Below are 22771 nucleotides of genomic sequence, written 5' to 3'. Positions count from 1 at the left end.
GTGGGCTTGCCCCGCGATTATTTCCCGAGCTTGCGCAATTCATCGGACTCGACAATACGAATGCCATCCTGTTCCTCCAGTGCCAGGCGCCACAGCGCCCGGGCCAGCTGGCAGGCTTCGATACCACGGTATTTACCGGGAATCAGTTTCGACAAGGGGCCGGCAATCCGCTCGGCCAGACGTGGCTCCGCCCGGTCACCGAGCAGCAGGGAAGGTCGGGCAATGGTTAGCTGCGGCCAATCCTGGGCCTTCAGCGCGTATTCCATCTCACCCTTGACTCGGTTGTAGAAAATCGGTGATCTGCGGTCGGCGCCCATGGCGCTGACCACCAGCAGGTGCCGTGCCCCCATCTCCCGGGCACGCTTGCCGAAGGCCACGACCATGTCCAGGTCGACGGCGCGGAAGGCGGGCTCGGAACCGGCCTGTTTGATCGTGGTGCCCAGGCAGCAGAAGGCGATGTCGACACGACCGGCCAGCTGCGGCAGGAACAGCGCGGGATCGCCGACCGGATTTTCCAGGTGCGGGTGTTCGGCCAAGGGCCGGCGGGTAGGGGCCAGTACTCGGCTGACGGTTGGCTCGTTGAGCAGCCGATCGAGTAAATGTTCACCGGTGAGACCGGTGGCTCCGGCAAGCAGGATATGCTGAGGCGTCAAGTACATGATGTCTCTCCCTTGATACAGTCAGCTTAGTGGCTGCTGGCATTTTTTGCATGTCCAGCCTCATTCTCCGCATTGCTCTGTAACGCTTTGCGTGCCTGTTGCTGGCGCAGCCGTTGCCAGTGCGCGAGCACCTCGCTGGGCGCCCAGATCTGCGGCTCGGATGCTTCGAATCCTTCTGCCGCCTCACGCTCGGCAATGCTGGCGCTGGCCAGGTCGAAGGCTTGGCGCAGGTCGTCGGTCTGGTTCAGGGCCTGGGCGAACAACGCGTCACCGAAATAGGTGAAGTCGGCTGCGTCAGAGCAGCCAAAAGATACACGGTCGGCGCGAGCGGCCGTCATGATCAGAGTTCTGTTGTCCTTGAGCGAGTCGATGAATCCCCCCGAGTAGCAGGCCGAGATGACGATAACCTTGTCGCGATCTTTTAATGGCGCCAAAGCACTGGCCAGGGCGTCGGCGGGCAGGTCGGCCAGTTGCATGCGCGGCAGGTCCAGCACCAGTTCGTGTTCGTCGCTGCCATGGCTGGTCAAGTAGATGAACACCAGGTCTTCGGGGCCGCTACGCTCGGCCAGGGTCCGCGCCGCCCGGGCAAGGTTCTCGCGAGTTGCCAGTGCTCGGTCATCGAGGTGGTCGCGGTGATTGATCAGGTTGATCTGGCCCACCGCGCCAAAGCGGCTCTTGAGCAAGTTGCTGACATAGTCGACTTCGCGCAGAAACACGCTTTGCTTGCCGTCGCCAGCCAGGGCCAGGCTGTATAGTTCGATTTCCGGCGTCGATGCCGGCACCTTGGCCTGGGCCTGTTCCAGCAGGCGACCTTGATTGAGCAAGGCCAGCTCCAACGGGTCGGGTAACAGGCGGCCCTGTTCGTCGCGTAGGCGCTGGCCATTGACCCAGTAACCACTCTGGCTACTGCCATCGGTCAAGGTCAGGCGGCCATGCCCCTGGTAGGTGTCGTTGTCGAATTCGCCGACATAGAGGCTGCCGTCAGCCAATTGCAGGCGGCCCTTGCCGGAGAAGCGCCAGTCGACAAAGTCGCCCTTGTAGTGGCTGCCATCGGCACCGATCAGCTCACCCTTGCCGTTGAGTGTGCCGTCCTCGAACTGGCCGATCCAGACATCGCCGTCGCTGCTTTCGTAGCGGCCGCGGCCTTCCAGATGATTGTCACGAAAGGCGCCGATGTACTGGTCGCCTTCGGCGCTATTGAAGGTGCCACTGCCTTCGAGCTGGCCGTTGACGAAGCGACCGCTGAACTGGTTGCCACTGGCATCGCTGCGGATCCCTTCGCCATTGGGTTTGCCGCGGGCAAACAGGCCCTGGTACTGGCTGCCGTCGGCCAGCTCCAGATGCCCGGCGCCATGGTATTGGTCGTCCTTGAACTGGCCGCGATACAACAGGCCGGTTTCTTTCAGGGTACCCTCGCCATCGCGGCGCCCCAGCTTGAAGCTGCCGGTGTAACCGCTGCCCGGTGTCTTCAGGGTGCCCAGGCCATGGAACAGGCCGTGCTGGAACTGGCCTCGGTAGACTTCGCCGGTGCTGCCATGCCACTCACCCTGGCCGTGCCACTGGCCATTCTGGAAGGTGCCGGCATACCAGCTGCCGTTGGGGTAATCGATGCGTCCTTCACCTTGCAGCAGGCCATCGACGACCTGCCCCCGGTAGCGGCCGCCATCGGGCAGGCGGGCATCAGCTGGGGACAGTGGTTCACCATCGCCACAGGCGGCGAGCAGCAAGGTCAGAGCGAGAGGAACAAGTGGGCGCATGACGGGGTCCGGACGGGTAAGGCCCCGAGTATGCCGCACAATGTACAGGCTGAAACAGCCGCACAGGCTGTTTCAGTGCAGGGCGGCCTCAGACGAAGCAGAGTGTCAGCGGCTCGGCAATGTAGGCGGGCTTTTCCTCGCCTTCGATTTCCAGGGTGGCGGTGATCTTGAGCAGCCATTGGCCCGGCTTTTTCTCGGTGGCGTCGCTCAGGCCAACTTTGAGTCGTACCTTGCTGTTGACCTTCACCGGCTGGATGAAACGCACGCTATCCAGGCCGTAGTTGACGACCATCTTCAGGCCTTGCGGCAGGACCAGAATGCCTTCCATGAGTTTGGGGATCAGCGACAGGGTGAGAAAACCGTGGGCGATGGTGCTGCCAAATGGCGTTTTTGCCGCCTTCACAGGATCGATATGGATGAACTGAAAGTCGCCAGTGGCTTCGGCAAACAGGTTGATGCGGTCTTGATCGATGGTCAGCCATTCGGAACATCCCAGTTCCTTTCCAACGTACTGCGAAAGCTCTGCAACAGGTACATAGGGCATTGTGACTCTCCAGGTGTTTTTTGGTTTTCTTATGACTTCGGCAGATTCGAATGCCTAAGATCAGCACGCCTGTTCAAAGCGGTCAAGTCGGCATGTTTTCGACGAATATCAGGTTATAGGCAGGTCGTTAGCATGCTTATAATGGCCACCAGGCCCGAAGGAGATACTTATGCTGTTGCGTGGTTTGACCTGGCTGGTGTTGTTTCAATTGCTTGGCACGGCAATCAATCACTTGTTTGTGCCCATCTTGCCCGGGCCGATCATTGGCCTTTTACTGCTGCTGGTGTTTCTCATGGTACGCGGTGAAGTGGGCGCGCCGCTGAGCGAGGCGGCCAATAGTCTGTTGCGCTACTTGCCTTTGCTGCTGGTGCCGCCAGCGGTGGGCGTGATGGTCTACGCCGCGGATATCGCCGCGGATTTCTGGGCCATCGCCGGTGCCCTGGTGATTTCAGCACTGCTCACCCTGGCCTTCGTCGGGGTGCTGATGCAAAAGCTCATCGCCCGTCAGATCAAGCGTGAGGAGCAGCCATGAGCCTGGACTGGAGCGGCGCGCTGGATGCGGTCATTCACCATCCATTGTTCGGGATCGGCATCACCCTTGGGGCGTATCAACTGGTGCTGGCGGCCTATGAGAAGACCCGCTGGATTTTCCTGCAGCCGGTGTTGGTGTCGATGCTGGTGGTCATTGGCGTACTGCTCACCTGTGGCCTGACTTACAGCGAGTACCGCAAAAGTACCGAGATCATGAGTATCCTTCTGGGGCCTGCGACTGTGGCGCTGGCGGTACCGCTATATCTCAATCTGCGGCGGATTCGTCAGCTGTTCTGGCCGACCTTTACTACGCTGGTAATCGGAGGGGTCGTCGCGACGGTCGCTTGTCTGCTGCTGGGCTGGTGGTTTGGCGCCGAGCACATGATCCTGATGACCATGGCGCCCAAGTCGGTGACCTCGCCCATCGCCATGCTGGTGGCCGAGCAGATCGGTGGTGTGGCCGCCCTGGCAGCGGTGTTCGTGTTGATCACCGGGGTGATTGGCGCGATCTTCGGCCCTGGCTTGCTGTCGCGGTGTGGTGTGCACAGCCCGGAGGCGCGGGGCATGGCGCTGGGCGTGACCGCTCACGCAGTGGGCACTTCGGTGGCCCTGCAGGAAAGTGATGAATGCGGGGCCTTTGCGGCCCTGGCGATGAGTCTGATGGGCGTTGCCACGGCGGTGTTCCTGCCGCTGGCGGTCAGCCTGGTTGCTTGAGGAGTTGCAATGACCTTACCGCTGTTTCCGCTCAATACCGTGTTGTTTCCAGGCTGCTTTCTCGATCTGCAGATCTTCGAGGCACGCTACCTGGACATGATCGGCCGCTGCATGAAGCGGAGCGGCGGTTTTGGTGTTGTCTGCATTCTTGAAGGCGAGCAGGTCGGCAAGGCACCGACGGGCTTTTCGCAGATAGGTTGTGAGGCAGTGATTCGCGACTTTCAGCAGCAGGACAACGGCCTGCTGGGCATTCGTGTCGAGGGTACCCGGCGTTTTCGCGTCGGGCCTTTCGAAGTGCAGAAGGACCAACTGCTTGTCGCCGATGTGTCCTGGCTGCCAGAGGGGGACGACATGCCGCTGGCGGACGATCATCATGACTTGCTGGCGCTGCTGCAAGCGCTGGGCGAGCATCCGATGGTCGCGTCACTGGGCATGCCGGTGACGGTCACAGGTCAACAGGCATTGGCCAACCAGTTGGCTTATCTGCTGCCCTTTGTCGAAGAGGATAAGCTCGACCTGCTGGCCATCGACTCACCTCGGCAACGCCTGGACGCTATCCAGGCATTGCTTGACCGACTGCAAGGCGAATTGTTCGCCTGAGCCCCTCAGTACTGATAACGCAGCAGGGCGTGCGGCAGCGAATGCAGGCTGAAGAACGCCAGTAGCGCCACGCAGGCCGGCAGAATCAGCCACCAGACTTTCAACGGCAGGGCGGTGATCGGCTCGCGATGCTGGGTCAGCGTCAGGCTGGTGGCGCAGATACAGCAGGCGAGCATGGCCCCGGCGAGGATATCGGTTGGCCAGTGCGCGCCCAGGTAAACCCTCGACAGTGCAATGGCCAGTGCCGGCAAACACCCCAGCATGATCCAGGTCAGGCGCATGCGCGCCGGCTGGCCGCGTCCGGCTAGTACCGCCAGCACCAGAAAAAACGCGAAGGCGGCCGAACTGTGGCCGCTGGGCATGCTGTAGGTGGTCAAGGGATCGCTCAGTACTTCCGGGCGGGCACGGGCGAACAACCATTTCAGGCTGCCATTGGCCAGGGCCGTACCGATCAGGGTGGCACCGGCAAAGATCGCCGGACGCCATTGACGTGCCAGCAACAACAGGCCGGTCAGCAAGCCACCGAGGAAGAACTGGGTGCGAAAATCACCCATGCGCGTGATCAGCACCACGCTGCCATCGATGACGTTGCTGCGATGTTCCTGGATCAGCGTCATCAAACCCTGATCGAATTCATGCAAATACGGCCAGCCGACAAACAGCGCTGCCAGGGCCAGCAGACTGAGACCGGCGATCACCCGGGTACCGCGGCGCATGCTGCGCAGGCTGCAGTTGATGCTGACGCCAACCAGAATGGCCAGCCCTGCGGCAATCATTCCCGCATCGAGCCAGAACCCCTCAGGCAGCGGCAAGCGCATGGCCGCGCCGGTCGCCCAGCCAGGCAGCAGGTAAGCGACCGACCAACCGGCACCGGCCAGCAGGCTGACCGCAATAAAGCGCGGCAGGGGCATGTCGAACATACCGGCGACCATTGGCAGCATTGGGCGCAGTGGCCCGATGAAGCGACCGACCAGCAGGCTGGCGATACCGTAGCGCTGGAAATAGGTTTCGGCGCTGCCGATCCATTCCGGGTGGTGGCGCAACAAGGGCAGGCGCCGGATGTTCTGATGGAACTTGCGCCCCAGGGTGTAGGAGATGGCATCACCCAGCAGGCCACCGAAGAACCCCAGCAGCAGGGTTTCGCCCAGTGACAGGGCGCCGCTGCCAGCCAGCACGGCCACAGCGAACAGCAGTACGGTGCCAGGCACGATGATCCCGGCGATGGCCAGGCACTCCACGCAGGCCACCAGAAAAATCGCCAAGCCAAGCCATTGCGGGTTGCTGCCTAGCCAACCGGTCAGGCTGTCGAGCCATTGGCCCATCGTGTCAGTTTCCTTGTGTCAGTAGAAAGAAGTCGCGGCCTTCGACTTGGCCCCGACGCAGCGGGTTCCGTGTGCAATGGCGGGCAAAGTCGGCATCGACGAAACGGTAGGGCAGATGTTCGTCGCGGCCATGGGGAATGCCCAGGCGGGCGCTTTGAATAATGTGTTTCACATTGATACCGCAGTCTTCGACAAACAGTTGCTCGGGGTCGAAGCGTTTGCCGTCCCAATGCGGCACTTTCAGCCCCAGGGCCTTGCACAGCAGCGTCTGCCCGGCGCACAGGCGTTCGGCGGGGCGGGCCTGGCCGCTGGCATCGGGGTTGTTCAGTTGCATCTGCGCCAGGCTGTTGTCGTCGCTGATGGCGTCGACGAACGGATAGGCCGACTTGATCAGCACGGCATTGCCCGGGCCATGGGCGCTGAAGTTCAGCGAGTCGCCGCCGCGTGCGTAGTACATGTAGATGTGGCCGCCATCGAGGAACAGCGCCTTGCGCTTTTCGGTATAGCCGAGCGAGGCGTGGCTGCCTTTGTCGCTCAGGTAATAGGCCTCGGTCTCGATGATCCGTGCCGCCAGCCAGTACGGGCCGTGGCGGTGGCGGATGACCTTGCCCAGCAGGGCTTTGGCCAGTTCCTGAGCGTCGCGCTCGAAGAAGCTGTCGGGCAGGGCTCGGGACGGGCAGGGGGCTGAGTCGGGCATGCGGGCGGATTCGCGGTGGTCAGGTCGGCGATGATAGCAATTTCTGACTTAATCGATGCTGAACAGCGGCTTGTGGGTGTGGGCTTGTAAGGCACAATCAACACTGTTTTCGACCATCCGCCTGTCACCGCTGGGCGTGGGGCGGCGTGCCAGTTATAATCAGCCGATTTCCCCTTCGCCAAGACACTGAGCCCATGACTGAGTCCGTTCTTGACTACATGACCCGCCTGGGTCGCGCCGCCCGTGAAGCTGCCCGCGTCATCGCCCGCGCCAGTACCGCGCAGAAGAACCGTGCGCTGCAGGCTGCGGCCAATGCCCTGGACGCCGCGCGCGCCGAGCTGTCTGCCGCCAATGAACTGGACCTGGCCGCTGGCCGCGCCAATGGTCTGGAACCGGCCATGCTTGAGCGCCTGGCGCTGACCCCGGCGCGGATCGATGGCATGATCGTCGGCCTACGCCAGGTGGCCAGCCTGCCAGATCCGGTCGGGGCGATCCGCGACATGAGCTATCGGCCTTCGGGTATCCAGGTTGGCAAGATGCGCGTGCCGCTGGGCGTGATCGGGATCATCTACGAGTCGCGGCCGAACGTGACCATCGATGCGGCCAGCCTGTGCCTGAAGTCGGGCAACGCCACCATCCTGCGCGGTGGCTCCGAAGCCATTCATTCCAATCGCGCGATTGCCGCCTGTATCCAGCGTGGCCTGGCCGAAGCCGGCCTGCCGGCTGCGGTGGTGCAGGTCGTGGAAACCACCGACCGCGAAGCCGTCGGCGCGTTGATCAGCATGCCTGAGTATGTCGATGTGATCGTGCCGCGCGGCGGCAAGGGCCTGATCGAACGCATCAGCCGTGATGCACGGGTGCCGGTCATCAAGCATCTGGACGGTATCTGCCACGTTTATGTGGCCGAGCACGCTGAGCTGGACAAAGCCCGACGCATTGCCTTCAACGCCAAAACCTACCGTTATGGCATTTGTGGCGCGATGGAAACCCTGCTGGTCGATCAGTCGGTCGCGGCGGACTTCCTGCCGGAAATGGCCGGTCAATTTCGGGAAAAAGGCGTCGAGCTGCGCGGTTGTGAGCGTACCTGCCAGATTATCGATGCCGTACCGGCCACCGAAGCAGACTGGAGCACCGAGTATCTGGCAGCGATTCTGTCGATCCGCGTGGTCGACGGCCTGGACCAGGCCATTGAACACATCAATCATTATGGCTCGCATCACACCGACTCCATCGTCACCGAACATCAGGGGCAGGCCCGGCAGTTCACTGCCGAGGTCGATTCGTCCTCGGTGATGATCAACACCCCGACCTGCTTTGCTGACGGTTTCGAGTATGGCCTGGGCGCAGAAATCGGCATTTCCACCGACAAGCTGCATGCCCGCGGCCCGGTCGGCCTGGAAGGCCTGACCTGTGAAAAATACGTGGTGATCGGCGACGGTCAACTGCGCGGGCAGGAGTCGCTCTGACTTGGCCGAGCGCAAACCGCTCGCCGCAGTCATGACGATGTCGCCCGCCCGGCGCATTGGCGTGCTCGGCGGGACATTCGACCCGGTACACATCGGTCACTTGCGCAGTGCGCTTGAGGTGGCCGAAGTGCTGGCGCTGGACGAGCTGCGGCTGATGCCCAATGCCCGCCCGCCGCACCGGGGCACGCCGCAAGTATCGGCCCGGGACCGCCTGGAAATGGTCCGTTGTGCGGTCGCAGGCGTGCCGACTTTGTCGGTGGATGCGCGAGAACTGGCGCGCGACACGCCGTCGTATACCATCGAAACACTTGAACTGATGCGCGCCGAAATGGTCGCTTCGGACCAACTGTTTCTGCTGCTGGGCTGGGACGCGTTCTGCGGCCTGCCCAGTTGGCACCGTTGGGAAGAATTGCTGCAACACTGTCATATCCTGGTGCTGCAACGCCCGGATGCCGACGTCGAACCACCGGATGCCTTGCGCAACCTGTTGGCCGCACGCTCAGTCAGTGATCCGCAGGCTCTGGTTGGGCCGGCGGGACAAATTGCATTCGTCTGGCAGACGCCGCTTGCGGTGTCAGCCACGCAGATCCGACAGCTGCTGGCCAGCGGCAAGTCGGTGCGGTTTCTGGTGCCGGACGCAGTACTGGCCTACATCGATGCGCACAACCTGTACCGTGCGCCGAACTGAAGGTGCTGTGAAGCACCTCACACTATTGAATTGAATGAGTTTTATATGACCAAGCAAAAAATCAGTGCCATCAGTGCCGAAGAACTGGTCGAACTGACCAAAGACGCCCTGGCAGAGGTCAAGGCCCAGGACATCCAGGTTATCGACGTGCGTGAAAAGCACAGCCTGACCGACTACATGATCATCGCCACCGGTACCTCCAACCGCCAGATCAGCGCGATGCTGGAAAAGGTCCGTGAGCAGGTCAAGGCCAAGGGCGTGCAGCCGCTGGGCGAAGAAGGCAAGGGCGACAGCGACTGGGTGCTGCTCGACCTCAATGACGTCATCGTGCACATGATGACCGCCGCCGCCCGTCAGTTCTACGACCTTGAGCGTCTGTGGATGGGTGCCGAGCAGAGCCGCGCCGCCGATGGCAAGCACCACAGCCCGGAAAACACCCACGCCTATTCCGACAATCTCAAAGACCGGGAATAAGGAAGGCTCGTGCGTCTGCGTCTGATCGCGGTCGGCTCGCGCATGCCTAAGTGGGTCGAGGACGGCTGGCATGAATATGCCAAGCGCCTGCCCTCGGAGCTGTCGCTGGAGCTGGTGGAAATACCGCTCAATACCCGGGGCAAGAATGCCGATGTCGCCCGCCTGATTCGTCAGGAGGGCGAGGCCATGCTCGCCAAAGTCCAGCCAGGGGAACGTATTGTCACCCTGGAGGTCCATGGCAAGCCCTGGAGTACCGAGCAACTGGCGGTCGAGCTGGACCGCTGGCGCCTGGACTCGCGTACCGTGAACTTCATGGTCGGCGGCCCGGAAGGGCTGGCGCCGGAAGTCTGCGCGCGTGCCGAGCAGCGCTGGTCGCTGTCGCCGCTGACCCTGCCGCACCCATTGGTAAGGATACTGATCGGCGAACAGCTGTACCGCGCCTGGACTGTGTTGTCCGGGCACCCTTACCACAAATGAGCCTGTAAGCCTTTCAATGACGCAGCCGATTCGCCTCAAGGATCACGAGAAAGACGCCCGTATGGTGCGCAGTCGCGTCGTGGTCGGTGCTGTGGCGATCGTCCTGCTGATCTGTGTGCTGATCGCGCGTCTGTATTACCTGCAGGTGATCCAGTACGACTATCACTCGACCCTGTCGGAAAATAACAGGGTGCATGTGCAGCCGATTCCGCCGACTCGCGGGCTTATTTTTGACCGTAATGGCGTGATCGTCGCCGATAACCGACCGAGTTTCAGCCTGAGCATGACCCGTGAGCGCTCCGGTGACTGGCAGCAGGTGCTCGATGTGATCGTCGAAGTGCTGGAACTCACCCCGGACGACCGTACGCTATTCGAAAAGCGCATGCGTCAGGGGCGTCGGCCGTTCGAGCCGGTGCCGATCCTGTTCGAGCTGACCGAGGAGCAGATTGCCCGGGTTGCGGTGAATCAGTTCCGCCTGCCCGGTGTCGAGGTGGTTGCCCAGTTGGTTCGGCATTACCCGCAGGGTGCACATTTCGCCCACTCGGTCGGCTACGTCGGACGGATCAACGAGAAAGAGCTCAAGACCCTCGATCCGGTCAACTACAGCGGTACTCACCATATCGGCAAGACCGGTATCGAGCGCTTCTACGAGCCGGAGTTGCATGGCCAGGTCGGCTACGAAGAGGTCGAGACCAACGCCCGTGGCCGGGTATTACGGGTGCTCAAGCGCACCAACCCGATTCCCGGCAAGGACATCGTCCTGGGCCTTGACATCAAGTTGCAGGAAGCAGCCGAGGCAGCGCTGGCCGGGCGTCGTGGCGCCATTGTCGCGCTCGATCCGAACACCGGCGAGGTCCTGGCGATGGTCAGCCAGCCGAGCTTCGATCCGAACCTGTTCGTCACCGGCATCAGCTTCAAGGCCTATGCCGAACTGCGCGACTCCATCGATCGGCCGCTGTTCAACCGTGTGCTGCGCGGGCTGTACCCGCCAGGCTCGACAATCAAGCCAGCAGTGGCCATTGCCGGTCTGGACAGTGGCGTGGTGACGGCATCGAGCCGAGTGTTCGACCCCGGTTACTACCAACTGCCCAATTACGATCACAAATACCGTAACTGGAACCGCAGCGGTGATGGCTGGGTCGACCTCGACACGGCGATCATGCGCTCCAACGACACCTACTTCTACGACCTGGCGCATAAGATGGGCATCGATCGCCTGTCCAGCTATATGAACCGCTTCGGTATCGGTAAGAAGGTCTCGCTGGATATGTTTGAGGAGTCGCCCGGCCTGATGCCTTCGCGCGAGTGGAAGCGGGCCACCCGTCGTCAGGCCTGGTTCCCGGGCGAAACCCTGATCCTTGGTATTGGCCAGGGTTACATGCAGACCACGCCATTGCAGCTGGCCCAGGCCACTGCGCTGATCGCCAGCAAAGGCAAATGGAACCGTCCGCACCTGGCCAAGACCATCGAAGGCTTGCCGCCGGTGGACGAGAACCCGATTGATGACATCGTCCTGCGTGACAAGTCCGATTGGAACAAGGTCACCCACGGCATGGAGCAGGTGATGCATGGTGCCCGTGGTACCGCGCGCAAGGCGTCGATCGGTGCGCAGTACCGGATTGCCGGCAAGAGTGGTACCGCCCAGGTGGTGGCGATCAAGCAGGGTGAGAAGTACGACCGCAACAAGCTGCAGGAGCGTCACCGCGACCACGCCCTGTTCGTCGGCTTCGCCCCGGCAGACAACCCGAAGATCGTGGTGTCGGTGATGGTCGAGAACGGTGAGTCCGGTTCCGGCGTTGCCGCGCCTGTGGTGCGTCAGGTCATGGATGCCTGGTTGCTCGGCCCTGATGGTCGCCTGAAGCCTGAATTCGCCAACCCGTCCATTGCCCAGGAATCGGCCCCGTGATGAGTAATTTCGATCGCATGCTCTCCAGTGAGGATGTGATGCGCCGCCGCGCCAGCTTCCTGCAGCGCATCCACATCGACGGCCCGTTGCTGATCCTGCTGCTGACCCTGGCGGCTGGCAGCCTGTTCGTCCTTTATTCGGCCAGTGGCAAGAACTGGGACCTGCTGCTCAAACAGGCCAGCTCTTTCGGCATCGGTCTGGTGTCGATGTTCGTCATCGCCCAGCTGGAGCCGCGGTTCATGGCGCGCTGGGTGCCCTTGGCTTACGTCTGCGGGGTGATCCTGTTGGTGGTGGTGGATGTCATGGGCCACAACGCCATGGGCGCCACACGCTGGATCAACATTCCCGGGGTGATTCGCTTCCAGCCCTCGGAATTCATGAAAATCATCATGCCGGCGACGATTGCCTGGTACCTGGCCAAGCGCTCCCTGCCGCCGCACCTCAAGCATGTGATGATCAGCCTGATCATGATTGGCGTGCCGTTCATCCTCATCGTGCGTCAGCCAGACCTGGGAACGGCCTTGCTGATCCTCGCCTCGGGCGCTTTTGTGCTGTTCATGGGCGGTCTGCGCTGGCGCTGGATTTTCAGTGTGATCGCCGCCGCAGTGCCGGTGGCGGTGGCCATGTGGTTCTTCGTCATGCACGACTATCAGAAACAGCGTGTACTGACCTTCCTCGACCCGGAAAGCGACCCGTTGGGCACCGGTTGGAACATCATCCAGTCCAAGGCTGCCATCGGTTCCGGTGGTGTGTTTGGCAAGGGCTGGTTGCTGGGTACTCAGTCGCACCTGGACTTCCTGCCGGAAAGCCACACCGACTTCATCATTGCCGTGCTGGGGGAGGAGTTCGGCCTGGTGGGTATCTGTGCGCTGCTGATGATCTACCTGCTGTTGATCGGCCGTGGCCTGGTGATTACCGCCCAGGCCCAGACGCTCTACGGCAAGCTTCTGGCCGGCAGCCTGACCATGACCTTTTTCGTTTATGTGTTCGTCAATATCGGTATGGTCAGCGGCTTGTTGCCCGTGGTGGGCGTGCCACTGCCCTTCATCAGTTATGGCGGAACTTCGTTGGTGACGCTGCTGTCAGCGTTTGGCGTTTTAATGTCTATCCATACGCATCGCAAATGGATTGCACAGGTTTGAATAAGGTGAAGAATTACATGCAAGCAATGCGTGGCTGGGCAGCTCGTTGTGCGCCCTGGGTGGGCCTGCTCGGCTTGCTCGGTGGCGGTCAGCAAGCGGTCGCAGGCGACTATGACGGCTCGCCTCAGGTAGCCGAGTTCGTCGCTGAGATGACCCGCGATTATGGCTTTGCCAGCGAGCAGTTGATGGATGTGTTTCGCGACGTCAAGCGCAAGCAGTCGATCCTCGATGCGATTTCCCGGCCGGCCGAGCGGGTAAAGCCCTGGAAGGATTACCGGCCGATGTTTCTCACCGACGCACGGGTCGCCCGTGGCGTGGATTTCTGGCGCCAGCACGAAGCGACCCTGGCCCGCGCCGAGCAGGAGTATGGCGTCCCGGCCCAGGTGATCGTGTCGATTATCGGCGTAGAAACCTTTTTTGGCCGCAACACCGGCAACTACCGGGTGATCGATGCGCTTTCGACCCTGGGTTTCGATTACCCGCCACGGGCCGAGTTTTTCCGCAAAGAACTGCGCGAGTACCTCTTGCTGGCGCGTGAAGAACAGGTCGATCCGCTGACCCTCAAGGGATCCTACGCCGGCGCCATGGGCCTGCCGCAGTTCATGCCCAGCAGCTTTCGCGCCTACGCCGTGGACTTCGACGGTGACGGCCACATCAATATCTGGAACAACCCCGACGATGCCATCGGCAGCGTTGCCAGCTACTTCAAGCGTCATGGCTGGGTCGCCGGTGAGCCGGTGGTCAGCCGTGCCACCGCCACTGGTGATCGCATCGATGAGGGCCTGACCCCCGGGATTGACGCGGTCAAGACGGTCGGGGAGTTGCGGGCATTGGGCTGGTCAAGTCATGATGCGCTGCGCGATGATCTGCCGGTCACCGCTTTCCGGCTTGAAGGCGACAACGGCCCCGAATACTGGCTGGGCCTGCAAAACTTCTACGCGATCACTCGCTACAACCGCAGCGTGATGTATGCGATGGCGGTACATCAGCTATCGGACCTGCTGGTTCAAGCACGGGGCGCCAAGTAATGCGCGTAATGTTTTCTGATGCATCTCTCAAACTGATCGGCTGCGCGGCCCTGGGCCTGATGCTGGCCAGTTGCTCTTCAAGTAAGCCATCGACGCAGCAAGGCACCCATGTGGTGCGGGCCAAGCCCGGTCTGGACATCAACCGTGCGCACAAGGACGGCGCGCCGTGGTGGGACGTCGATGTCTCGAAGATCCCGGATGCCACACCGACCGTGCATACCGGCAACTACAAGGCCAACCCCTATACCGTATTGGGCAAGACCTACTTCCCGATCCAGGACTCGCGCAACTACCGCGCCGAGGGCACTGCGTCATGGTACGGCACCAAGTTCCACGGTCAGAACACCGCCAACGGCGAGGTCTATGACCTTTACGGCATGAGCGCGGCGCACAAGACCCTGCCGCTGCCGGCCTACGTCAAGGTCACCAACCTGGACAACCATCGCAGCGTGATCCTGCGCGTCAATGATCGCGGCCCGTTCTATTCGGACCGCATTATCGACCTGTCCTATGCGGCGGCGAAGAAACTCGGTTACGCCGAAACCGGTACCGCGCGTGTGCGTGTCGAGGGCATCGACCCGAAACAATGGTGGGCCCAGCGTGGCCAGCCGGCGCCGATGGTGCTGGATCAGCCACAGGTTTCCCAGCCGCAGGTGTTGACTACCAGCACTGGCGCCGTCGAGCAATGGACACCTCCGCCGCAACAGCATGCCGCGGCGGTAGTGCCGGTGCAGATCGCCAGTAACAGTAGCCAGGCCGGTAATGGTCTTTACTTGCAGGTCGGCGCCTTCGCCAACCCGGACGCCGCCGAGCTGTTGCGCTCCAAGCTGAGCGGCATGGTCAGCGCGCCGGTCTTCATCAGTTCGATCGTGCGCAACCAGCAGACCCTGCACCGCGTACGCATGGGGCCGATCAACAGCCAGGGTGAAGCCCAGCAGATGCAGGACAGTGTGCGGCTGGCCAATCTTGGCCAGCCAAAAGTTGTCACGGCGGACTGACCGGGGGGACTGGTCGGTTTGTCATGCAAGCGGGCGGAACAGCCATGTACAATGGCCGTTTTGCTCGCAAGGCCCAGCGCCTGAAGACGTTTTGCCCATGTAGGGCATGAGCCCAATAGCCATTTTCGAGAGACGGATGAACATAACCAGCTTTGCCAAACGCCTTTGCCTGCTTGTACCGCTGATGATCACCCCTGCCGCCTTTGCGGCAGAGCAGATGATGCCGTCGCCGCCGCAACTGGCAGCCAAGTCCTACGTGCTCATGGAAGCTTCCAGCGGTAATATCCTGGTCGAGAACAATGGTGACGAGCGTTTGCCGCCGGCCAGCCTGACCAAGCTGATGACCGCCTACATCGCGACCCTGGATATCCGTCGCGGGCAAATCGGCGAGAACGACCCGGTAACCGTCAGCGAAAACGCCTGGCGTACCGGTGGTTCGCGGATGTTCATCAAGGTCGGCACCCAGGTCAGCGTCAGCGACCTGCTGCACGGCATCATCATCCAGTCGGGTAACGACGCCAGTGTCGCCCTGGCCGAGCACATCGCCGGCAGCGAAGACGCCTTCGCCGACATGATGAACAAGACTGCCGCCGACCTGGGCATGAGCAACAGCCACTTCATGAACCCGACTGGCCTGCCGAACCCCGAGCACTACTCGTCGGCTCACGACATGGCCGTGCTGGCGCGCGCGATCATCCACGAAGATCCTGCCCACTACGCGATCTACTCGCAGAAAGAGTTCTTCTGGAACAACATCAAGCAGCCTAACCGCAACCTGCTGCTGTGGCGCGACAAGACCGTCGATGGCCTGAAAACCGGTCATACCGACGAAGCTGGCTACTGCATGGTGTCGTCGGCCGTGCGTGATGGCATGCGTCTGATCGCCGTGGTCTTCGGTACCAACAGCGAGCAAGCCCGTGCTGCCGAAACCCAGAAGCTGCTGACCTACGGTTTCCGCTTCTTCGAAACCCAGACCTTCTACCAGAAGGGCACCGAACTTGCCCAGGCACAAGTCTGGAAGGGTGCTACCAACCAGGTCAAAGCCGGTCTGGCCCAAGACCTGAGCATGACTTTGCCTAAAGGCCAATTGAAGAAGCTGGCTGCAAGCATGACCATGAACCCGCAACTGACCGCGCCAATCGCCAAAGGTGACGTGATCGGTAAAGTGGAAGTCAAACTGGATGACAACGTTGTACACAGTGCCGATCTGATCGCACTGGACGCTGTTGAGGAAGCTGGTTTCTTCGGCCGTGTGTGGGATAGCATTCGGCTATTCTTCTACGGGCTGTTCAACTGATATCGTGACCTGCCACGCCCCCGCCAACTCACGCGGGGGCGTCGTTGTTGCCACGGCTTACGAGGCCGTTACTGCCATGACCGAAGCTGACAAATCGCACAAAATCGAGTTCCCCTGCGCTGATTACCCGATCAAGGTAATTGGTGACACCGTGGTCAATTTCAAAGACACGGTCATCGAGATCCTCAAGAAGTACGCCGAGGTCGATCTCAAGACCCTGGCCGAACGCCAGAGTAAAGAAGGCAAGTACACCACCGTGCAATTGCACATTGTCGCTACTGGTGAAGACCAGCTGCACAATATCAACAGCGCCCTGCGCGCTACCGGTATCGTGAAAATGGTGCTCTGATGCCGGCAAGCCTCGGCTTTCGCGACCTGGGTTTGATGCCTTACGAGCCGGTGCTCGAGGCCATGCGCCGGTTTACCGACCGGCGTGGCCCTGAAACCGGCGACGAAGTCTGGCTGGTGGAGCACCCTGCGGTGTTCACCCAGGGCCAGGCGGGCAAGGCCGAGCACCTGTTGGTGCCCGGTGATATTCCAGTGGTGCAGACCGACCGAGGCGGCCAGGTGACCTATCATGGTCCTGGCCAGCTGGTGGCTTATCTGTTGCTTGATGTGCGCCGGCTCGGGTTTGGTGTGCGTGATCTGGTCTCCCGGATCGAGCGCTGCCTGATCGAGTTGCTGGCCAGTTATGGCGTCGAGGCGGCGGCCAAGGCCGATGCCCCGGGCGTTTATGTCGACGGAGCGAAGATCGCTTCCCTCGGCCTGCGGATTCGCAATGGCTGTTCTTTCCATGGCCTTGCCTTGAACGTGGACATGGACCTTGCGCCATTCCGCCGGATTAACCCCTGCGGGTATGCGGGGCTGGCCATGACCCAGCTGCGCGACCAGGCAGGCTCGATCGAACTCTCTGAGGTAAGGGCAAGGCTGCGCGGGCAGCTGGTCAAGCACCTCGACTATGCTGAGCAGACGACCCTTACGGGCGGAATCTTCTGAATATGACTACTGTTGTGCAAGAACCAGTGCAAAGCGTGACACCCGCGCCACGGCCCAAGGTCGAGGCGGGTGTCAAACTGCGTGGCGCGGAGAAAGTCGCGCGTATCCCGGTAAAGATCATCCCGACCGACGAATTGCCGAAGAAACCTGACTGGATCCGCGTGCGTATCCCGGTTTCGCCGGAAGTCGACCGTATCAAGCAATTGCTGCGCAAACACAAGCTGCACAGCGTCTGTGAAGAGGCATCCTGCCCGAACCTGGGTGAATGCTTCTCCGGCGGTACTGCGACCTTCATGATCATGGGTGACATCTGCACCCGTCGCTGCCCGTTCTGCGACGTTGGTCACGGCCGTCCGAAGCCGCTGGATGTCGACGAGCCGAAGAACCTTGCCGTCGCTATTGCCGACCTGCGTCTGAAGTATGTGGTGATCACTTCGGTGGACCGCGACGACCTGCGTGATGGCGGTGCCCAGCACTTTGCCGACTGCATTCGTGAAATCCGCGCGTTGTCGCCGGGTGTCCAGCTGGAAACCCTGGTGCCGGACTACCGTGGGCGGATGGACGTGGCCCTGGCGATCACCGCCGAGACCCCGCCGGATGTCTTCAACCACAACCTGGAAACCGTGCCGCGCCTGTACAAGGCCGCGCGTCCAGGCTCCGACTACCAGTGGTCGTTGACCCTGCTGCAGAAGTTCAAGGAGCTGGTACCGCACGTACCGACCAAGTCCGGCTTGATGCTGGGCCTGGGCGAGACCGATGAAGAAGTGATCGAAGTAATGCACCGCATGCGCGAGCACAACATCGACATGCTGACCCTCGGCCAGTACCTGCAGCCATCGCGCAGTCACTTGCCGGTGCAGCGTTTCGTGCACCCGGATACCTTCGCCTGGTTCGCCGAAGAGGGTTACAAGATGGGCTTCAAGAATGTCGCTTCCGGTCCTTTGGTGCGTTCTTCGTACCATGCCGACCAGCAGGCGCATGAGGCCAAGATCAAGCTCTGATCCCGGCTGTGTTGAATGCCGATGCCCGCTTGCCAGCGGCATCGGCATTTTTGTTTGCGGGATTTTTCCCCCGCCGTTTGACCGTCAACAACGCTAGGGTTGATGCTCAAGTCCAAACAAGGAGTCGTCTGGATGAACCTTCCTATCGATCATCGGCCCGAAGTGCACTCAGGCAGCGCAATGTTGCCCAAGGCGCTGCCGGGTAACGGCCGAATAGCCATCATCGCGCCAGCCGGACCGGCCCCGCTCGACACACTCAAGGCAATCCAGTGGTTCGAGGCACGCGGCTATCAATGTCGGATTTATTCCGGGGTGACCGAAACCAAGGGGTATCTGGCTGGCGACGATGCCTGTCGTTTGGCGGACTTGCATGCCGCATTCGCCGCGACCGATGTCGATGCAATCATCTGTCTGCGTGGAGGCTACGGCAGCATGCGCCTGCTTGAGGGGCTCGACTATGCGCTATTGCGCAATCATCCCAAGCCGTTGGTGGGGTACAGCGACATCACTGCACTGCACAGCGCGATTGCCCGGAATGTGGGGTTCGTCAGCTTTCATGGGGCGATGCTCAAGTCCGAGTTGCTGGCAAACAAGCAGGCACCGACAGTCGCATCATTGTTTGAGCTGCTCGCTGGGCGCTTGAGGTGTGGTGACGTATTGGAGCACCCAAGTAGCCCTCCGTTGAGCACAATCGTCCCTGGCGCCGCGTCAGGGCGCTTGATGGGCGGAAATCTGGCAATGCTTTGCGCAACGTTGAGTACGCCGGCAGAACTCGATTGCCGTGGTGGCATTCTGTTTATCGAGGATGTGAACGAGCCGCTGTACCGCATCGACCGACTGTTGACCCAGTTGCGTCTGGCCGGCAAGTTCGAAGGGTTGCGTGGTGTGCTGGTCGGGGATTTTGCCGGCTTGACGCTGCAGGCGCTGACGCCATTATTGCGGGAGCTGTTCGAGCCGTTGCAGATACCGGTGCTGGCCGGCTGGCGCAGTGGTCACTGCGATCCTAATATCACCTTGCCGCTGGGGGCGCAGGTGTACCTGGACGCTGACAGCAAGTGCTTGCGCTTGGAGCAGGATCTGTTTGTTTGAGCATTAATCGCCGGGCAAGCCCGCTCCCACAGGGATCAAACATCACCGGTGGGAGCGGGCTTGCCCCGCGATCATAGTTCAACGCTGACGCAGGCTTTCCAGCAGTTTATGGGTTGGATAGCCATCGGCTGGCCAGCCCAGTGCCTGCTGCGCAGTACGTATCGCTTTGCGGGTGTTGGCGCCAATGATGCCGTCGGCGGCGCCAGCGTCGTAGTTCCTGGCGCTGAGCAGGGTCTGCAGCTCGACGCGCTCGCTACGGCTCAATGGCAGATCGTCCTTTGGCCAGGAGCCGGCGATGTAGCCCGAGCCATCGAAACGCTGCCCGAGCAGGCTGACAGCCAGGGCATAAGAGGACGAGTTGTTGTACTTGAGGATCGCGCGGAAGTTATCCAGCACCAGGAACGCCGGACCGCGATACCCTGCAGGCAGCAACAGGGCAGCGGACAGTTGTTCGCTACCGGCTGGCAAGCGCACGCCGGCTGGCAGCTTCAGGCCCAGCTGCATCCATTCAGAGACACTCTTGCGCTGGGCGCCATCGGCCAGCCAATAATCGAAGCCCGGTGCCAGTTGCACCTCGAAGCCCCATGGCTCACCGCGTTTCCAGCCGGAACTCTGCAGGTAGTGAGCGGTAGAGGCCAGGGCGTCTGCGGAACTGTTCCAGATATCCCGACGGCCGTCACCGTCGAAGTCCACCGCATGGGTGTTGTAGGTAGTAGGGATGAACTGGGTCTGGCCCATGGCACCCGCCCACGAGCCTTTCATGGCGTCGGGCTGGATGTCACCGTTTTGCAGGATCTGCAGGGCTGCAATCAGTTGCGCTTGGGCAAAGGCCGGGCGACGCCCTTCATAGGCCAGGGTTGCCAGGGAGCGAATCACTGATTTGTTGCCCTGGAACTGGCCGAAGTTGCTTTCCATGCCCCACACCGAGACCAGCACATCGCGGTCGACGCCGTAGCGCTGTTCGATCTGGCTCAAGAGCTCCGCATGTTTTTCCAGCAGACCTTTGCCATTGCGTACGCGCAGGGGTGACAGGGCACCGTCGAGGTACTCCCAGACGGGGCGCGCGAACTCTGGCTGGCTGCGATCGGCCTTGATCACGTCCATGTCTGGCGTGACGCCGAGGAAGGCGCGGTCAAATGTGCCGGGGTTGATACCCGTTTGCAAAGCTTGTTGGCGGAAGCCCGCTTGCCACTGGGCAAAGCTTTGCAGCGGCTGGATTTCGCTGCTGGTGTTGACGGCGGGGTTAGGCACGGTCACGACCGGGGCGGGCTGGGCAGGTGCCAGCGGCAGCGCATCGGCGGCGGTGGGTTTTTCCGCGCAGGCGACGAGCAGGATGAGGCTGGAGGCAGCAATCAGCTGGCGAGGTTGCCAGCGACGGGAAAGACAAAAGGGCATGCACAGGTCCAGGTATTTCAGGTCAGGTGATGACCATACCATGCCTGCCGGAATCTTGCTTTTATGCCGCCAAAAAGTAAGAAGCCTCCCAATCTCTCGATTGGAAGGCTTCGCGGCGGTAGCTGCCTTTGCCTTTGCCTGCTTGTTCCTGGCGGCTGCGGAACAAGGGTTGGGCGATGATCGATTTGGCCTTGTTGGGCCTGGATTTTTTGCTCATGGCAGGGATCCTGTGGAGGGTGTTGGGCGCAATATAGGGGGGAAAGTACCGCAGAGCAAGCCCGCAGCCGATGTCATTCGGCAGGCAGCGCCAGGCGCTGCCCAGCCATCAACAGCGACAATCGCGCAAGACTCGTCCAGGGCGAACCCTGAGCCTGCCCCTTGATCTGCGCATCGATCCGCTGGGCATCTTGCAGCAGTTGGCTCCAGCGCTGTGCCGAGTGGCGTTGCAGGGCTTTGCTCATCAGTGGCTTGCGCTTGTCCCAGACCGGTGGCCGTGCCTGGCTGAAGGCCTTGTCCAGCGGCACGCCCTGGCTGTACTGCTGCGCAAGCCCGGCCAGCACGCGTAATTCCCGGGCCAGGGCCCAGAGAATCACCGGTGGTTCGACCCCTTCACCGCGCAAGCCTTCGAGCATTCGCAGGGCATGGGCGGCTTCGCCGTTGAGAATCGCATCGACCAGGCCGAAAACGTCAAAACGGGCGCTGTCAGCCACCGCCGCTTGTACCGTCTCGACGGTGATCTGATTGCCTTCAGCCAGCAGCTTGAGCTTCTCGATTTCCTGGGCAGCAGCCAGCAGGTTGCCTTCGACCCGGGCGGCAATCAGGTCCACCGCATCGCGCTGGGCGGATAACCCTGCCTGGGCCAGTCGCTGGTTGATCCACTGTGGCAACTGCTGGGTGTCGACCGGCCAGATCTGGATGAACTGGACCTGCTGGCCTTCGATCAGCGCTTTGCCCCATTTGGTCTTCTGCGCACTGCCGTCGAGCTTGGGCAGGCTGATCAGCAGCAGGGTGTCTTCGGCGGGTCGTGAGCAGTATTCGATCAGCGCCGCAGCACCTTTGTCGCCAGGCTTGCCGGAAGGCAGGCGCAGTTCCAACAGGCGCCGCTGGGCGAACAGTGACAGGCTGGCACCGGCCTGGAGCAGGGTGCCCCAGTCGAAGTTGGCGTCAGCGCTGAACACCTGGCGTTCATCGAAACCTTGCTGGCGTGCGGCAGCACGCACCGCATCGGCTGCTTCCTGACAGAGCAACGGGTCATCGCCAGTGATCACGTAGACCGGCGCGAGGCTGCCTTGCAGGTGCTTGTTGAGCTGGGCGGGGGCGAGTTTCATGATGGCAGGCGGGGCACCGAAGTGCCCCGTTCAGGCTCAGTTGATCGGCAGTTGCAGGGGCGACTGCTGGGGTGTCTCGTCCTGAGCGCGACGGGCCGCTTCGACGGCATCAGCCTCGGCCTTGGCACGAGCGTCGGCTTCCTGCTGCAGCTGGTCGAGCTGGCTCGGAGTCAGCAGTTGCAGGCGTACCAGCATGTTCTGCACCAGGTCGCGGCGCATTTCCTCGCGGGTCTGCGCGGCGTCCTGGTCGCCACCGGTGATGTTGTTGCCGTCATACACGTAGACCTTGCGCACCTCAAGCTTGTCGTTGAGCAGGTTGGTGTCGTTCAGGCCGTTGATGCTGTAACTCAGCACAGTGGTCAGCTCATACTCGGCTGAACCACTGGAGCCAGCATAGGTGGCTGCCCGCCGGGATTCTGCTTCGTTGGTCAGGACCAGCCTGTACGGCGCGCCAGCGTGAACGTTCACGCCGCTGCTTTTCAGGGCCGCGCGCAGCTGGGTCACGGTTTCGCCGTAGGCGTTGCGTGCACTTACGTCCAGTTCCTTGATGGTCAGTTCACTGGTGCCGGTGCCACGCAGCTGGAAACCGCAGGCGCTGAGCATCACGGCCAGGCCCATTACCAGCAGATTGCGTTTGATCATCTTGTTGCTCCCTTGTGGGC

Annotated in this window: 25 protein-coding genes; 16 read left to right on the top strand and 9 right to left on the bottom strand. The window is 61.6% G+C overall.

What is annotated here, in order from left to right; genetic code table 11:
• Positions 1–17 precede the first annotated feature (17 nt).
• From C6382_RS12290 to C6382_RS12280, 3 genes are all read right to left on the bottom strand, one after another.
• Complete coding sequence (locus tag C6382_RS12290) at positions 18–659, bottom strand: oxidoreductase (protein WP_107024744.1); 642 nt, start codon at positions 657–659, stop codon at positions 18–20.
• Positions 660–685: 26 nt separating this feature from the next.
• On the bottom strand, positions 686–2416 hold the full coding sequence (locus tag C6382_RS12285) for a C13 family peptidase (RefSeq protein ID WP_107024743.1): 1731 nt from the start codon (positions 2414–2416) through the stop codon (positions 686–688).
• Between the two features lie 88 nt (positions 2417–2504).
• Positions 2505–2960, bottom strand: coding sequence for a MaoC family dehydratase (locus tag C6382_RS12280; RefSeq protein WP_107024742.1), 456 nt, complete (start codon positions 2958–2960; stop codon positions 2505–2507).
• Between the two features lie 169 nt (positions 2961–3129).
• On the opposite strand from C6382_RS12280, the gene C6382_RS12275 reads away from it, so the two are divergent.
• The 3 genes from C6382_RS12275 to C6382_RS12265 are packed head-to-tail and all read left to right on the top strand — an operon-like array spanning position 3130 to position 4805.
• On the top strand, positions 3130–3492 hold the full coding sequence (locus C6382_RS12275) for a CidA/LrgA family protein (protein WP_107024741.1): 363 nt from the start codon (positions 3130–3132) through the stop codon (positions 3490–3492).
• Between the two features lie 2 nt (positions 3493–3494).
• A complete protein-coding gene (locus C6382_RS12270) occupies positions 3495–4205 on the top strand; it encodes an LrgB family protein (RefSeq protein ID WP_178082773.1) in 711 nt (236 codons plus the stop codon).
• 9 nt (positions 4206–4214) lie between these two features.
• Positions 4215–4805 carry an LON peptidase substrate-binding domain-containing protein gene (locus tag C6382_RS12265; protein ID WP_107024739.1) on the top strand — a complete coding sequence of 197 codons (591 nt, stop codon included), beginning with the start codon at positions 4215–4217 and terminating at the stop codon, positions 4803–4805.
• A 5-nt stretch (positions 4806–4810) separates the two neighbouring features.
• Here the strand turns inward: C6382_RS12265 and C6382_RS12260 are convergent, their stop codons facing one another.
• Positions 4811–6127, bottom strand: a complete 1317-nt coding sequence (locus tag C6382_RS12260) for a bifunctional DedA family/phosphatase PAP2 family protein (protein ID WP_107024738.1) — start codon at positions 6125–6127, stop codon at positions 4811–4813.
• A gap of 4 nt (positions 6128–6131) precedes the next feature.
• Positions 6132–6824: a DNA-3-methyladenine glycosylase gene (locus C6382_RS12255; protein ID WP_107024737.1), complete on the bottom strand. Its 693-nt coding sequence runs from the start codon at positions 6822–6824 to the stop codon at positions 6132–6134.
• Between the two features lie 194 nt (positions 6825–7018).
• Here C6382_RS12255 and C6382_RS12250 point away from each other — a divergent pair, with 194 nt between their 5' ends.
• From C6382_RS12250 to C6382_RS12190, 13 genes are all read left to right on the top strand, one after another.
• The gene (locus C6382_RS12250; RefSeq protein WP_107024736.1) at positions 7019–8290 is read left to right on the top strand and encodes a glutamate-5-semialdehyde dehydrogenase; all 1272 of its coding nucleotides are present in this window, start codon (positions 7019–7021) and stop codon (positions 8288–8290) included.
• Positions 8291–8321: 31 nt separating this feature from the next.
• The gene (gene nadD / locus C6382_RS12245; RefSeq protein ID WP_107024823.1) at positions 8322–8978 is read left to right on the top strand and encodes a nicotinate-nucleotide adenylyltransferase; all 657 of its coding nucleotides are present in this window, start codon (positions 8322–8324) and stop codon (positions 8976–8978) included.
• Between the two features lie 45 nt (positions 8979–9023).
• Positions 9024–9452: a ribosome silencing factor gene (gene rsfS / locus C6382_RS12240; RefSeq protein WP_107024735.1), complete on the top strand. Its 429-nt coding sequence runs from the start codon at positions 9024–9026 to the stop codon at positions 9450–9452.
• Positions 9453–9461: 9 nt separating this feature from the next.
• Positions 9462–9929, top strand: a complete 468-nt coding sequence (gene rlmH / locus C6382_RS12235) for a 23S rRNA (pseudouridine(1915)-N(3))-methyltransferase RlmH (RefSeq protein ID WP_010222895.1) — start codon at positions 9462–9464, stop codon at positions 9927–9929.
• Between the two features lie 16 nt (positions 9930–9945).
• On the top strand, positions 9946–11835 hold the full coding sequence (gene mrdA, locus C6382_RS12230; protein ID WP_107024734.1) for a penicillin-binding protein 2: 1890 nt from the start codon (positions 9946–9948) through the stop codon (positions 11833–11835).
• 38 nt (positions 11836–11873) lie between these two features.
• Positions 11874–12977, top strand: coding sequence for a rod shape-determining protein RodA (gene rodA / locus C6382_RS12225; protein WP_178082771.1), 1104 nt, complete (start codon positions 11874–11876; stop codon positions 12975–12977).
• A 17-nt stretch (positions 12978–12994) separates the two neighbouring features.
• On the top strand, positions 12995–14005 hold the full coding sequence (gene mltB, locus C6382_RS12220; protein ID WP_107024732.1) for a lytic murein transglycosylase B: 1011 nt from the start codon (positions 12995–12997) through the stop codon (positions 14003–14005).
• Positions 14005–15003 carry a septal ring lytic transglycosylase RlpA family protein gene (locus C6382_RS12215; protein ID WP_107024731.1) on the top strand — a complete coding sequence of 333 codons (999 nt, stop codon included), beginning with the start codon at positions 14005–14007 and terminating at the stop codon, positions 15001–15003. The genes mltB and C6382_RS12215 overlap by 1 nt, the downstream gene beginning before the upstream one ends.
• Before the next feature lie 136 nt (positions 15004–15139).
• Complete coding sequence (locus C6382_RS12210; RefSeq protein WP_107024730.1) at positions 15140–16300, top strand: D-alanyl-D-alanine carboxypeptidase family protein; 1161 nt, start codon at positions 15140–15142, stop codon at positions 16298–16300.
• Between the two features lie 76 nt (positions 16301–16376).
• On the top strand, positions 16377–16649 hold the full coding sequence (locus C6382_RS12205; protein ID WP_038606559.1) for a DUF493 domain-containing protein: 273 nt from the start codon (positions 16377–16379) through the stop codon (positions 16647–16649).
• Positions 16649–17296 carry a lipoyl(octanoyl) transferase LipB gene (gene lipB, locus C6382_RS12200; protein WP_107024729.1) on the top strand — a complete coding sequence of 216 codons (648 nt, stop codon included), beginning with the start codon at positions 16649–16651 and terminating at the stop codon, positions 17294–17296. The genes C6382_RS12205 and lipB overlap by 1 nt, the downstream gene beginning before the upstream one ends.
• A gap of 2 nt (positions 17297–17298) precedes the next feature.
• Positions 17299–18297, top strand: coding sequence for a lipoyl synthase (gene lipA / locus C6382_RS12195; protein WP_010222903.1), 999 nt, complete (start codon positions 17299–17301; stop codon positions 18295–18297).
• Positions 18298–18429: 132 nt separating this feature from the next.
• The gene (locus C6382_RS12190) at positions 18430–19386 is read left to right on the top strand and encodes an LD-carboxypeptidase (protein ID WP_107024728.1); all 957 of its coding nucleotides are present in this window, start codon (positions 18430–18432) and stop codon (positions 19384–19386) included.
• A gap of 78 nt (positions 19387–19464) precedes the next feature.
• Here C6382_RS12190 and C6382_RS12185 read toward each other — a convergent pair whose 3' ends face one another.
• The 4 genes from C6382_RS12185 to lptE form a co-directional block, all read right to left on the bottom strand.
• Positions 19465–20781 (bottom strand): lytic murein transglycosylase, encoded by a 1317-nt coding sequence (locus C6382_RS12185; protein WP_107024727.1) that lies wholly within the window; start codon positions 20779–20781, stop codon positions 19465–19467.
• Positions 20782–20842: 61 nt separating this feature from the next.
• Positions 20843–20998, bottom strand: coding sequence for an alternative ribosome rescue factor ArfA (arfA, locus tag C6382_RS12180; protein WP_107024726.1), 156 nt, complete (start codon positions 20996–20998; stop codon positions 20843–20845).
• Positions 20999–21071: 73 nt separating this feature from the next.
• Positions 21072–22109, bottom strand: coding sequence for a DNA polymerase III subunit delta (gene holA / locus C6382_RS12175; protein ID WP_107024725.1), 1038 nt, complete (start codon positions 22107–22109; stop codon positions 21072–21074).
• Between the two features lie 36 nt (positions 22110–22145).
• Entirely contained in the window at positions 22146–22751 is a 606-nt protein-coding gene (lptE, locus tag C6382_RS12170) for an LPS assembly lipoprotein LptE (protein ID WP_107024724.1), read from the bottom strand.
• Between the last annotated feature and the right edge of the window lie 20 nt (positions 22752–22771).

It is taken from the genome of Pseudomonas sp. BBP2017, from assembly GCF_003024385.1.
In the GTDB taxonomy this organism is placed as follows: domain Bacteria; phylum Pseudomonadota; class Gammaproteobacteria; order Pseudomonadales; family Pseudomonadaceae; genus Aquipseudomonas.
Note: the sequence above shows the minus strand (reverse complement) of the source record. Positions and strands in the feature narration are given on the sequence as shown.

Coding starts and splice junctions, on each gene's coding strand:
- C6382_RS12290 (WP_107024744.1), bottom strand. CDS start 659: ATGTACTTGACGCCTCAGCATATCCTGCTTGCCGGAGCCACCGGTCTC.
- C6382_RS12285 (WP_107024743.1), bottom strand. CDS start 2,416: ATGCGCCCACTTGTTCCTCTCGCTCTGACCTTGCTGCTCGCCGCCTGT.
- C6382_RS12280 (WP_107024742.1), bottom strand. CDS start 2,960: ATGCCCTATGTACCTGTTGCAGAGCTTTCGCAGTACGTTGGAAAGGAA.
- C6382_RS12275 (WP_107024741.1), top strand. CDS start 3,130: ATGCTGTTGCGTGGTTTGACCTGGCTGGTGTTGTTTCAATTGCTTGGC.
- C6382_RS12265 (WP_107024739.1), top strand. CDS start 4,215: ATGACCTTACCGCTGTTTCCGCTCAATACCGTGTTGTTTCCAGGCTGC.
- C6382_RS12260 (WP_107024738.1), bottom strand. CDS start 6,127: ATGGGCCAATGGCTCGACAGCCTGACCGGTTGGCTAGGCAGCAACCCG.
- C6382_RS12255 (WP_107024737.1), bottom strand. CDS start 6,824: ATGCCCGACTCAGCCCCCTGCCCGTCCCGAGCCCTGCCCGACAGCTTC.
- C6382_RS12250 (WP_107024736.1), top strand. CDS start 7,019: ATGACTGAGTCCGTTCTTGACTACATGACCCGCCTGGGTCGCGCCGCC.
- nadD (WP_107024823.1), top strand. CDS start 8,322: ATGACGATGTCGCCCGCCCGGCGCATTGGCGTGCTCGGCGGGACATTC.
- rsfS (WP_107024735.1), top strand. CDS start 9,024: ATGACCAAGCAAAAAATCAGTGCCATCAGTGCCGAAGAACTGGTCGAA.
- mrdA (WP_107024734.1), top strand. CDS start 9,946: ATGACGCAGCCGATTCGCCTCAAGGATCACGAGAAAGACGCCCGTATG.
- rodA (WP_178082771.1), top strand. CDS start 11,874: ATGCGCCGCCGCGCCAGCTTCCTGCAGCGCATCCACATCGACGGCCCG.
- mltB (WP_107024732.1), top strand. CDS start 12,995: ATGCAAGCAATGCGTGGCTGGGCAGCTCGTTGTGCGCCCTGGGTGGGC.
- C6382_RS12215 (WP_107024731.1), top strand. CDS start 14,005: ATGCGCGTAATGTTTTCTGATGCATCTCTCAAACTGATCGGCTGCGCG.
- C6382_RS12210 (WP_107024730.1), top strand. CDS start 15,140: ATGAACATAACCAGCTTTGCCAAACGCCTTTGCCTGCTTGTACCGCTG.
- C6382_RS12205 (WP_038606559.1), top strand. CDS start 16,377: ATGACCGAAGCTGACAAATCGCACAAAATCGAGTTCCCCTGCGCTGAT.
- lipB (WP_107024729.1), top strand. CDS start 16,649: ATGCCGGCAAGCCTCGGCTTTCGCGACCTGGGTTTGATGCCTTACGAG.
- lipA (WP_010222903.1), top strand. CDS start 17,299: ATGACTACTGTTGTGCAAGAACCAGTGCAAAGCGTGACACCCGCGCCA.
- C6382_RS12190 (WP_107024728.1), top strand. CDS start 18,430: ATGAACCTTCCTATCGATCATCGGCCCGAAGTGCACTCAGGCAGCGCA.
- C6382_RS12185 (WP_107024727.1), bottom strand. CDS start 20,781: ATGCCCTTTTGTCTTTCCCGTCGCTGGCAACCTCGCCAGCTGATTGCT.
- arfA (WP_107024726.1), bottom strand. CDS start 20,998: ATGAGCAAAAAATCCAGGCCCAACAAGGCCAAATCGATCATCGCCCAA.
- holA (WP_107024725.1), bottom strand. CDS start 22,109: ATGAAACTCGCCCCCGCCCAGCTCAACAAGCACCTGCAAGGCAGCCTC.
- lptE (WP_107024724.1), bottom strand. CDS start 22,751: ATGATCAAACGCAATCTGCTGGTAATGGGCCTGGCCGTGATGCTCAGC.